11 protein-coding genes and 1 tRNA gene are annotated in these 10,909 nt (G+C 62.2%); 11 read left to right on the forward strand and 1 reads right to left on the reverse strand.

The features are described from left to right. The first annotated feature begins 85 nt into the window (after positions 1-85). From D5125_14375 to D5125_14385, 3 genes are all read left to right on the forward strand, one after another. Positions 86-820: a chemotaxis protein CheW gene (locus tag D5125_14375; protein ID QFY90564.2), complete on the forward strand. Its 735-nt coding sequence runs from the start codon at positions 86-88 to the stop codon at positions 818-820. Positions 821-944: 124 nt separating this feature from the next. Beyond that, the gene (locus D5125_14380; GenBank protein ID QFY90565.1) at positions 945-1,424 is read left to right on the forward strand and encodes a chemotaxis protein CheW; all 480 of its coding nucleotides are present in this window, start codon (positions 945-947) and stop codon (positions 1,422-1,424) included. A 73-nt stretch (positions 1,425-1,497) separates the two neighbouring features. Continuing rightward, positions 1,498-1,926 (forward strand): DUF2802 domain-containing protein, encoded by a 429-nt coding sequence (locus D5125_14385; protein QFY90566.1) that lies wholly within the window; start codon positions 1,498-1,500, stop codon positions 1,924-1,926. A 446-nt stretch (positions 1,927-2,372) separates the two neighbouring features. On the opposite strand, the gene D5125_14390 is transcribed toward D5125_14385, so the two are convergent. Next, the gene (locus tag D5125_14390; GenBank protein QFY90567.1) at positions 2,373-3,818 is read right to left on the reverse strand and encodes a DEAD/DEAH box helicase; all 1,446 of its coding nucleotides are present in this window, start codon (positions 3,816-3,818) and stop codon (positions 2,373-2,375) included. A gap of 533 nt (positions 3,819-4,351) precedes the next feature. Here D5125_14390 and D5125_14395 point away from each other — a divergent pair. The 8 genes from D5125_14395 to D5125_14430 all read left to right on the forward strand — a co-directional run bounded on the left by D5125_14395 (position 4,352) and on the right by D5125_14430 (position 10,724). After that, positions 4,352-5,650: a cytochrome c family protein gene (locus D5125_14395; protein ID QFY90568.1), complete on the forward strand. Its 1,299-nt coding sequence runs from the start codon at positions 4,352-4,354 to the stop codon at positions 5,648-5,650. 105 nt (positions 5,651-5,755) lie between these two features. Then, positions 5,756-7,207, forward strand: coding sequence for a hypothetical protein (locus D5125_14400; GenBank protein QFY90569.1), 1,452 nt, complete (start codon positions 5,756-5,758; stop codon positions 7,205-7,207). Continuing rightward, entirely contained in the window at positions 7,204-7,863 is a 660-nt protein-coding gene (locus D5125_14405; GenBank protein ID QFY90570.1) for a NapC/NirT family cytochrome c, read from the forward strand. Before D5125_14400 ends, D5125_14405 begins: the two co-directional genes overlap by 4 nt. A 2-nt stretch (positions 7,864-7,865) precedes the next feature. Further along, positions 7,866-8,114 (forward strand): hypothetical protein, encoded by a 249-nt coding sequence (locus D5125_14410; GenBank protein ID QFY90571.1) that lies wholly within the window; start codon positions 7,866-7,868, stop codon positions 8,112-8,114. A 163-nt stretch (positions 8,115-8,277) separates the two neighbouring features. Then, positions 8,278-8,362, forward strand: a tRNA-Leu gene (locus D5125_14415). 389 nt (positions 8,363-8,751) lie between these two features. Beyond that, positions 8,752-9,381 (forward strand): dTMP kinase, encoded by a 630-nt coding sequence (locus D5125_14420; protein QFY90572.1) that lies wholly within the window; start codon positions 8,752-8,754, stop codon positions 9,379-9,381. Continuing rightward, entirely contained in the window at positions 9,378-10,370 is a 993-nt protein-coding gene (locus D5125_14425) for a DNA polymerase III subunit delta' (GenBank protein QFY90573.1), read from the forward strand. The genes D5125_14420 and D5125_14425 overlap by 4 nt, the downstream gene beginning before the upstream one ends. Positions 10,371-10,379: 9 nt before the next feature. Further along, complete coding sequence (locus D5125_14430; GenBank protein QFY90574.1) at positions 10,380-10,724, forward strand: PilZ domain-containing protein; 345 nt, start codon at positions 10,380-10,382, stop codon at positions 10,722-10,724. The last annotated feature ends 185 nt before the right edge of the window (positions 10,725-10,909 follow it).

Below are 10,909 nucleotides of genomic sequence, written 5' to 3' on the forward strand. Positions count from 1 at the left end.
AGGGGACAGGGGACAGGGGATAGAGGGTATAAGATCGCGCAGCGACACAAAAGTCTGTCTTCTGCTTTGAATTGAGGTACTTGGCTTGAACAAATCCGCGCCGCAACGGCAGACGCAACCCGCACCAGGGGCCTTGCACGGGCCGGCCCAGGCAATCGATGAGTTTCTTGAGACCCTGCTGGAGCCGGTGCGGGAGTATCACCCCCGGCAGGAGGCCCTGGCCCGGCAGCGACAGGAGCAAGAGGAGCAGCAGGGGCAGCAGACGGCCTTGAGGCCACCTGATGTGCTGACGCCGGCGGTTGTGGCCCTGCCGCAGGTGGCGCTGGAGGTGCCGCTGACCGAGCGGGTGGAGGACAGCGAGATAGAAACCCGTGTCGAGATTTCGACGCCCTTGCCCGCCTATGCCGAGCAGCCCTTTCAGTGCCTGCTATTCCGTGCTTCGGGCAACGACTTCGCCATCCCCCTGGTGACCCTGCACAGCATCGTCAAACAGACCCGTGCCCCGGCCACGCTGCCCGGTCAACCGGCCTGGCATGCTGGCCTGTTGCTGCATCGGCAGCAGCGCATCGGCCTGGTCGATCTGGGTGTATTGCTCACCGGCGCGCCCGCCACTGGGCCGAGCCCCTTTGTGGTGATCCTGGGCGAGGGCCGCTTCGGCCTGCTCTGCACCGAGATCTTTCGCCCGCAGACGATCAACCCGGATCAGGTAAAGTGGCGCCAACAACGCAGGGATCGCCCCTGGATGATGGGCACTTTGCGCGAACAGCTCTGTCCGCTGATCGACACCCAGGCCCTGCTGGACAGGCTGGAGACAGGGTAGTGGGCGCAAAGTGGCACGTTCTGTGCATTTTCTGTCAGCAAAGGCGGATACCCCGGTAGGTCATCGCCAGGCGTCCAGAAATTGACAACAAGAACAGTCCTTAACCTTACACAGGAACACCATTATGAGCTCGGCAGGCCATGATCAATCCAATGATTTCACCATTCAGCTGGTCACCTTCAAGCTGGAGGAAGAGACCTACGGCGTCAACGTCATGCAGGTGCAGGAAGTGCTGCGTGTTACCGAGATCGCCCCGGTGCCCGGTTCCCCCCCGTATGTGCTGGGCATCATCAATCTGCGCGGCAACGTGGTCACCGTCATAGATACCCGCAACCGCTTCGGCCTCAACCCCGGCGAGGTGACCGACAACAGCCGCATCGTCATTATCGAGGGCGAGGGTCAGGTGGTCGGCATACTGGTGGACAGCGTCGCCGAGGTGGTGGAGCTGCGCGAGTCGGAGATCGACGTCGCCCCCAATGTGGGCAATGAAGAGACCGCCCGCTATATCCAGGGGGTCCACACGCACAAGGGCAATCTGCTTATTGTGGTGGATATCAACAAGCTGCTCAGTGATGAGGAATGGGCCGATTTGGGTAGTTTTTAGTGGCCTGTGTTGCATGAACAACAAGCCGAACCCCGACCCTCAAGCGGTAAAAGATCGTTAGATAGGTACAGAAATGACAATTTATTGGCTGGCCTTTGCCTCATTTGCCCTGATTTCCTTTCTTGGGCTGATCTATCTGCAGAACCTGATCCACCGTCAGGAGCGCGAGCTGGTCAGTCTCAAGCGGGAAATGCGCACCTTGACCGGCAACCTCAGCGCCCAGTGTGATACCGGCTCGGGCATGAACCGGCGCCTCAATATCATCGAGGGCGACATGCGCCAATGGCGCGAACAGATGGACGAGTTTCAGCAGATACAGCAGGAATGGCAGCAGGAGCGCGAACAGGAGCAGGCCCAGCGCAGTCAGGAGCAGCCCTACGGCGAGGCCATCTATCTGGTGCATCAGGGGGCCAGCGTACAGCGCCTGATGGACGAGCTGGGCCTGTCCCGCAGCGAGGCGGAATTGCTCTACCGGGTACACGGCATCCGCGCCGCAGCCTGAACCGGAACAGTGCCTGCCTGTCCTACCCCGATCATCCACCGGCAAGCCCAAGGCTATAGGAGCGGCCTTGGCCGCTTAAACCTATATTCCTCAGTTAAGCCACAGAGACACAGACGACTCCAGGGCCACCGATGATCCAGTCATCGGTTTGGCATGACCTACCTCCTCCGTCCATGGAGTCGTCTGTGGCTCTGTGGCCAAATGCTCTTTTTAGGTTAAAAAGTTTGAAGTTTGAAGTCATGAGCCCTTCGGGCGTTTTTTAGAATCGCGGGCAAGCCCGCTCCCACAAGGCAAGCCCGTTCCCGCCAGGCCTACCCTACTGATGCGGTGGGGAATGTCCAGCTTGGGCTGGAACAAATGGGTAATGCTCCCATGCCTTCGCTGAACAGCAGGCGGCCCTGCCTGGCCGCCAATCCAGGGGGCCTTCGCCCCAATCCCTCCCTTACTCAGTTCCTGCCCAGCAAGGCAGGGCGGTGTGCCCCCGGCTTGCCCCGACCCCGGTTTTGCGTCTGGGTCGGACCCGAGCGGCGCGGCTTGTGGACCGCGCCGGGTTCGGCTTGCGCCGGGCGCGAGCGGTTGCCATCTGATCGCGTGCCGGAGCGGCCCGGTTGTTGCGCATCGGTGTGGTGCCCGTTTCGCGGACGCGCGGCAGTCCCATTACGGCCGTTATTGCCACCTGAGGTGTTACCACGGGCGGCGTTGTTTCGGCCCTGGCGGCCTTGCTGGATGGGCTCTGGCCTGATGCTGGGGTCCGGCTCGTAGCCGGCCAGCTGCACCCTGGGCAGGTCGCGCTTGAGCAGGCGTTCTATGTCGCGCAGCAGCCGGTGTTCATCCACGCAGACCAGGGAGATGGCCTCGCCCTGATTGCCCGCCCGGCCGGTGCGGCCGATGCGGTGTACATAGTCCTCGGGCACATTGGGCAGCTCAAAGTTCACCACATGGGGCAGCTGATCTATATCCAGGCCACGGGCGGCGATGTCGGTGGCCACCAGGACGCGGATATCACCGCTCTTGAACCCGGCCAGGGCCTTGGTACGCGCCCCCTGGCTCTTGTTGCCGTGGATCGCGGCGGCACTCAGGCCGTCCTGCTCCAGTTGCTTGGCCAGGCGGTTGGCACCGTGCTTGGTGCGGGTAAATACCAGCACCTGACGCCAATTACCCTTGCCGATCATCTCGCTGAGCATCTCCCGCTTGCGCTCCCGGTCCACCGGGTGCACGGTCTGGGCGATGCGCTCGGCGGTGGTGTTGCGTGGGGTCACCTGGATGAACTCGGGGTGGTCGAGCAGGCCCTCGGCCAGCTTGCGGATGTCGTCCGAGAAGGTGGCGGAAAACAGCAGATTCTGGCGCGTGGCGTTGCTTGGCAACAGCCTGAGCACCTTGCGGATATCGTGGATGAAGCCCATGTCGAGCATCCGATCCGCCTCGTCCAGCACCAGGATCTCCACCTGGTTGAGTTTGACCGTATTCTGGCTGACGTGGTCCAGCAGGCGCCCTGGGGTGGCCACGAGGATATCGACGCCCTCACGCAATTGTTTGATCTGCGGATTGATCTTCACGCCACCAAAGACCACGGTGGATTTCAGCAGCAGGTGGCGGCCGTAATTGGCCACGCTCTCGCCCACCTGGGCAGCCAGTTCCCGGGTCGGGGTCAGGATCAGGCAGCGCAGCGGCCGTTTCGGCTCCATCTCCAGCGGGTTACTGTGCAGGCGTTGCAACAGGGGCAGGGTGAAACCTGCGGTCTTGCCGGTGCCGGTCTGGGCCCCGGCCAGCAGGTCTTTGCCCTGCAGGATGATGGGGATGGCCTGACTTTGGATGGGCGTAGGGGTGGTGTAGCCCTGTTCGGTAACAGCGCGCACAAGTTCGGCCGAGAGGCCGAGGTCGGAAAATGACATCAGAGAGATAGCTCCAGGAGGGTGCCCAACCTGCGGCGCATCGGCGGCCAGGCTCCGGTCAGGGCGAAAAAGGGATGGTCCAAGGGGGAAGGTTCGCAGGCCATGGAAAGCAGGCGGAACACAAGCCAGGGAGATTGTTCGCAACGGCCCAAAGGCCGAGCCGAGTGCCAACCGGGTGAGCACTCGAAGCCGCGCAGCATACGCCAAAGCGAGGGACTTGTCCGCTTTTTTGTGTTGGCCCTGTGTCGGGAAGGGGTAGAGATCCGGGTCCAGGGGTCAAGGTCGTGAGCCCCGAGCACGGATAATTTTCTGATAGTTTTCCTGTCAATTGTCCTCCCCCCTATGTGGGGTCTTTCGGTTGCGGCCTTTTAACGCTTGCGTTGCCAATTTCAACCGCGATAAGATCAGGCTGTCCTAAAAAACAAGATCAAAAAGAGCGGGATATAATTAAATTAGAATATTCTGAAGTACATGCTCGATCCATGGCATGGCGTCCAATTCAATCAGATCAAGGGGTATCAGGTATGACCGGAATGACCAAGCAAATTCATTCACATTGCATAGCAAAACTATTGCTTGCGCTGCCACTGCTGGTGGCCCTGCTCGGGGTACAGGCCCAGGCCGCCGAGGAGCCGATGCACCACGTCAGCTCAGAGACCTGCAAGCTGTGCCACAAGGAGATCTACAAACAGTGGAAGGGCTCCATGCACGGCAACAGCAACGCCCTGACCGACCCCATCCACGGCACCTTCTACAAAAAAGTCGTTGGCGATCCCACCCAGGAAGGGGTGAAGATGAAGAACGGTAAATATCCCGTCTGCCTCAACTGCCACGCCCCCAATGCGGCGCGTGACGGCAAGACCAAGCTGGACGCCATGCCCGCCTATCACGAGGGCGTCAACTGCGTCGCCTGTCATACCCTGAGCAACTTCAAGGGGGTCAAGACCGCCGATGGCAAGCTGCGTCTGGGCATCAAGGCCTATGAACTGAAAGACAGCATCCAGGCCCCGGCCGGTGCCGGTTCCGCCCTGGACAAGATGAAGGCTGCCAGCGATGACCTGTTCGGCGGTGCCCTGGCCGGAGATGGCGATCAAAAGCCCAATCCCCATCTGGGCGAGCCGGTAGAACTGGACGGCAAGCAGATCCCGGCCCTGAGCATGGAGCAGAACGGCCAGCAGATGAAGACCTCCGATGCCTGCATGGGCTGTCACGATCAGCGTCCCAACGGCAAGGGCGTGCCCCTGTGCGCCACAGGTGATGAATACGTCGCCAGCGGCAGTAAGGTGGACTGTCTCGCCTGCCACATGCCCATCGCCAACGGCATGGCCGACCACAGCATGGGCGGCGGACACGACCCGGCCATGCTCAAGCGCTCTGTGCTCATGACCCTGGATGCCAAGGCCGAGGGCGATGCCATCAAGGCCGCCGTGTCGCTGCAGAACAAGCTGCCCCACAACCTGCCCACCGGTGCCCCGTTCCGCAACATCTTCCTCAAACTGACCGCCTACGATGCCAGTGGCGAGGTGGTCTGGCAGAACGCCAAGGGCCATCCGGCCAAGGAAGACCCCCAGGCCTACCTGTGGAACATGCTGCAAGACGACGAGGGCAAGTTTGCCCTGCCGCCGGTGGCCACCAAGCTGGGCCCGGACACCCGTCTCAAGCCGTTCGAGACCCGCGTGCTGAACTACGCCATCCCCGCTCAGGGGGTCGCCCTGGTGCGTGCCGAGCTGTACTACAACCTGCTCTGGCCCGGTCTGGTGAAGAAGTTCACCCACCTGCCCACCGAACTGACCGACCCGGTCAAGATGGCCGCCACAGAGGTCAAGTTCTAACCCAGCCGTCCGCAGCCCCGCCTTGCCCTGTCTGTTGGCAGGGCAGGGGGCTGCGCTCAGTCAGCCCAACCCCCATTGATCGGTCGATAGGAGCATGCCGCCGTCATGTCTGCCCCCTTGCGCGCCTGCCTGGCCCTGTTGTTTCTCAGTCTGTTGGCCCCGCCCCTGTTGGCTGCCAAGGTCAAGCTGGACCCCTCTCATTGGGGACTGGAGGGTGGCGAGGAATGCGTCAAGTGCCACAGCAAGACCTCGGCGGGCATAGTCCTGCAATGGCGCGATAGCGCCCACGGCAAGGAGAACGTCAACTGCCTCGACTGCCATCAGGCCGATGCCGCCGAGGTGGACGCCATCGAGCATGAGGGTTTCACCATAGCCACCATAGTCTCGCCCAAGGACTGTGGCCGCTGTCATGAACAGGAGGAGAAGCAAAACAGCAGTTCGGTGCATGTCAACGCCATCGACCTGCTGGGCCGCGCACACCCCTTCCTGGCCCAAGACCTGGGCGGTCAGGCCGCAGCCGATGCCAGCTGCGCCCAGTGTCATGGCGCAAAGGTCGAGGTCCGCGGCGATGGCAGCCTTGATCCCGCCACCTGGCCCAACTCCGGTATAGGCCGCATCAACCCCGATGGCTCCAAGGGCTCCTGCTCGGCCTGCCATGGCCGTCACAGCTTCTCCAAGGCACAGGCGCGCCAACCGGAGGCCTGCACTGTCTGTCATCAGGGCCTGGACTCACCGGACAAAGAGGTATTCGAGGCCTCGCCCCATGGCCGCGCCTACGCCAGCCAGAAAGACAAAATGAACCTGGATTCAGATAGCTGGGTAGCAGGCAAGGACTATGCCGCCTCGGCCACCTGCGTGACCTGCCACATGGGTGCGGCGGGCAAGCTGCCCTCCGGCCACGATGTCGGCCTGCGCAGTGCCTGGAAGCTGAATCGACCGGTGTCTGAACAGCAGCACCTGGTGCTGTTCGAGGACGGCGACAAGCGTACCCTGCTGGCGTCTGAGCCCAAGCCCGCGCGCGGCGCGATGATGCCGAAATACGACGGTACCGAGGCCAAGGTCAAGCTACTGGTACCGGCCGACCGCAGGCGCAAGGCGATGACCCAGGTCTGTCTGGAGTGCCATGCCAAGAACACCATCGAGGGCTTCATGCAGCAGTTCGATTCGGTAATCGAGCTGTACAACGCCAAGTTTGGCCGCCCGGCCCAGGCCATCATGGCCGACCTGTATGAACAAGGCCTGCTCAGCCCGGCACCCTTCGATGAGCCACTGGAGCTGACCTACTGGCGCCTGTGGCACGATGAAGGCGTGCGCGCCCGCCACGGTGCCGCCATGATGAGCCCAGAGCATACCGGCTGGCAGGGCATGCACCAGCTGGGGCAGAATTTCTATGGCCAATTCCTGCCCCAGGTCCGCGCCCTGGGCAAAGCGGCCGAGGCCCTGATCCAACAGCACCTGCAAGACCGGCCCGAACACGCCTGGCTAACCCAGGGGGCAGACACCCAGACCCCGGCCCCTGAGGTGCTCGGCGTCGGCAACAGGGATGCCGAGCCATGAGTAACCCACTGGCCCTGGAGTTCATCAGTCGGCGCATCGTCCTGGCCATGGTGGTCTCGGGTCTGTTTGGCATGTTGTTCGTCTTCATGCTGATCGAATTCGATCACCAGACCAGCACCGAGGCATTCTGCACCAGCTGTCACTCCATGGAGCTGGTGGCCCAGCCCTATCGGGAATCGGCCCACTACAACTCGCCCTCCGGCATCCGCGCCAGCTGTGGCGACTGCCACGTCTCCGAGGGCCTGATCGCCGCCACCCTGGACCACATCATAGGTGCCAGAGACCTGTACAAGCAGATCTTCGGACCGGAGTATGACAACCCCGTGGTCAACCTGCTGCACATGCCCGAGGCATCCTTCAGCACCCGCGATTGGTTCCGTGAACGCGATTCGGCCACCTGCCGCAAGTGCCACACCCAGAAGATCATCAGCGGCCGCCGCGCCGACACTCTGGAGATCCACAACGAGGGGGCCGAGGGCAAGACCTGCATCGACTGTCATTACAACCTGGTACACCGTAAGGTGCCGGACAAGCAGGTATTCAAGCGTGATGCCTGGAACCTCATGGTGGAGCAGGAATTTGGCCTGGAACCGGGCACGGCGGAGCAAATCCACCAAGGCAAGATTCCCCCGCCCGCGATCAAGCAAGAGAACTGAACATGCGTAAATTATTGATGTTTGGCTGTCACCAGATGCGCGAGGGCATAGGCTTCTCCTTCGCCTTCTTCGCCGCCGGTGCCATCATGATGCTGGCCGGCCTGAAGCTGATCCCCAGCGTGGCGAATATCAACCACATCTTCACCGTCATCGGCATGTTGCTGTTCTTCTTCGCCCCGCTGATCCTGATCTCCACCTTCCTGCTCACCGTCATCCCCGGCCTGCGCAAATACACCGACGACTGCGACTGAATCCGCCTCAACTCAGGCCGCTATCACCAGACCAAGGCTTGGGGTAGAATGGCCCCGCCAGCCCAAGCCTGGCACATCAGTGACAGCAACCCGCAGACCCACCCCAGACCAGACAAGCTTGGTCCGGGCCTGCACACAGGCTCCTAGAGCCGCAAAACCTCAAGCGAAAGTGGCGGAATTGGTAGACGCGCTGGATTTAGGTTCCAGTGGGGCAACCCGTGGGAGTTCGAGTCTCCCCTTTCGCACCAATGGGTTGGTGTGAAACATCCGTGGCAACTCCCGATTCCCAAGTCCCGAAACGGCCCAGAATTGTTTTGAACATTGGCCCCGATTTTTCGTTGCGTAGGCCAACTCAGCGCCTCAAAATCATGAAAATTTGTTCTCGCTCTTCCACCTTGCTCGCTACGGGCACCTAAACCCGACAGGCTCCTAGGGGCCGGGGTGCCTGGCTCATTGAGCAATGGCATCGGCTCAAGCCGTTACTGTGAAAGTCGCGAAGCGCTCGTTTGCTCCCCTCTCCCCCCCCGTGAGGCGACCGCATGGCCACCGATGACTGGATAATCGGACCATCTTTCGCAGGTGATGTCCCCTGCCTGTGGTGTTAATCTGATGGGGGCAGAGTCTGTGGTCTGAGCAAATGAGCGGAAGATTCATCACCATCGAAGGCATTGAGGGCGCGGGCAAGAGTACCTGCATGGCCTTTTTGCGCCAATACATCGAGCGGCAGGGCCTGGCGGTGGTGGAGACCCGCGAGCCCGGCGGTACGCCCCTGGGCGAAGACCTGCGTGCCCTGCTGCTGGGCCACAAACACCAGGGCATGAGCGCCAAGGCCGAGTTGCTGCTGATGTTCGCCGCCCGCGCCGAGCACCTGCAGCAGCGGATCAAGCCCGCCCTGGCACGGGGTGACTGGGTGCTGTGCGACCGCTTTACCGATGCCACCTACGCCTATCAGGGTGCCGGTCGCACCCTCTCGGCCAAGCGGGTGGAGCAGATCGAGGACTGGGTGCAGGGGCCGCTGCGGCCCGATCTGACCCTGCTGCTGGATATTCCGGTGGAGCTAGGGCTGGAGCGGGCCGGCAAGCGCTCCACGCCGGATCGCTTTGAGGCCGAGTCCCTGGCCTTTTTTCGGGCCGTGCGTCAGGCCTACCTGGACATAGCCGCAGCCCAGCCCGAGCGGGTCAAGCGGGTGGATGCCAGCCTATCCCTGGGCGAGGTTCAGGGGCAGCTGGCCGAACTGATCGATGCCTTGCTGGATAGCCCCAAATGACCGATTTTCTTCCTTGGCAACAGGCCCAATGGCGACAATTGCAGCAGGCCCGGGGGCAGGGGCGCATTCCCCATGCCCTGTTGCTCAGCGGGCCTGCGATGACCGGCAAGCGCCGCTTCGCCCAGGCCTTTGCCGAGGGCCTGCTGTGCCGTACCCCCACGCCCGAGCACCTAGCCTGTGGTGTCTGCGACAACTGCCAGCTGGTCCGGGCCGGCACCCATTCTGATCTGGTCTTTCTTGAGCCGGAGGAGTCGGGCAAGCAGCTGAAGATCGGCACCATCCGTGAGTTTATCGGCAGCGAGCCCCTGTCCACTCAAGGTGGCGGCTACAAGCTCTGCATCCTGGACCCGGCCGATGCCCTAAACACCGCCGCCGCCAATGCCCTGCTCAAGACCCTGGAGGAACCCAGCCCCAGCAGCTTGCTGCTGCTGATCAGCTCGCAGCCTGGTCGGTTGCCGGTCACCATCCGCAGCCGCTGCCAGCGGCTCGACTTTCCCCTGCCGCAGTACCAAGCGGCGCTGGACTGGCTGGCAGGGCAGGGCAGTGGTGACTGGCCGACCCTGCTGGCGGTGGCCGCCGGGGCACCGTTGAAGGCCCTGCAGTTGGCGGGGGAAGGGGTGCTGGAGCGGCGCTCGGTTATATTGCAGCAGGTGCTGGGGCTGCTGGAGGGGCGTGCCGATCCCCTTCAGGTGGCCGAGCAATGGAGCAAGGCGGACGTCCCCCAGCTGCTGGATTGGCTGGCCAGCCTGCTGCTGGACCTGCTGCGCCTGCGGGTCGATCCGGCCCTGACCACGCCGTTCAACCCCGACATGCGCCAGGCCCTGGTGCAACTGGCCCCGCGCCGCAGCGAGCGGGATTGGCACGAACTGGCCCAGGAGTTGATTCAACTGCGCAAGTCGATTACCTCTCAGCTGAACTTGCAGTTACAATTGGAACGATTATCGATCGGCCTGGCCGCTGCGGCGGCCCACACAAGGGGAGGGCGCTGAACCATGAGTATGCCGGGAGGCCAAAAGGGGATACTGTCTCTGAGCATCAAGGACAAGAATGCCCTGTACGCGGCCTATATGCCCTTCGTCAAGAACGGTGGCCTGTTCATTCCCACCACCAAACGCTATCAGTTGGGCGAGGAGGTGTTCATGCTCCTGTCCCTGATGGAAGAAACCGAGCGCATCCCGGTGGCGGGCAAGGTGGTCTGGATCACCCCGGTGGGTGCCGAGGGCAACCGCTCCCACGGCATTGGGGTGCAGTTTGGCGAGCAGGACGAGGGCAACGCCCGCAACAAGATCGAAGGCTACCTGGCCGGTGCCCTGCAGGCCGATCGGCCGACGCACACCATGTAAAGTTTGAAGGTAAGTACTCAGGCCATTAGGCCCCTCACCCCTTTGAATAAACGACTGTAGGGATGTCTCAGGTGGAACAGCTGTGGAAACTACCTCAGCCCTTGGCGACCGGTTATTGCCCCTAACCGAAGGGGGTTTAATGGGTAGAGAATTGACCTCCCCCTTTGCAAAAGGGGGATTGAGGG

The organism is gamma proteobacterium SS-5 (genome assembly GCA_009497875.2).
GTDB lineage: Bacteria > Pseudomonadota > Gammaproteobacteria > Chromatiales > Chromatiaceae > Magnetovirga > Magnetovirga frankeli.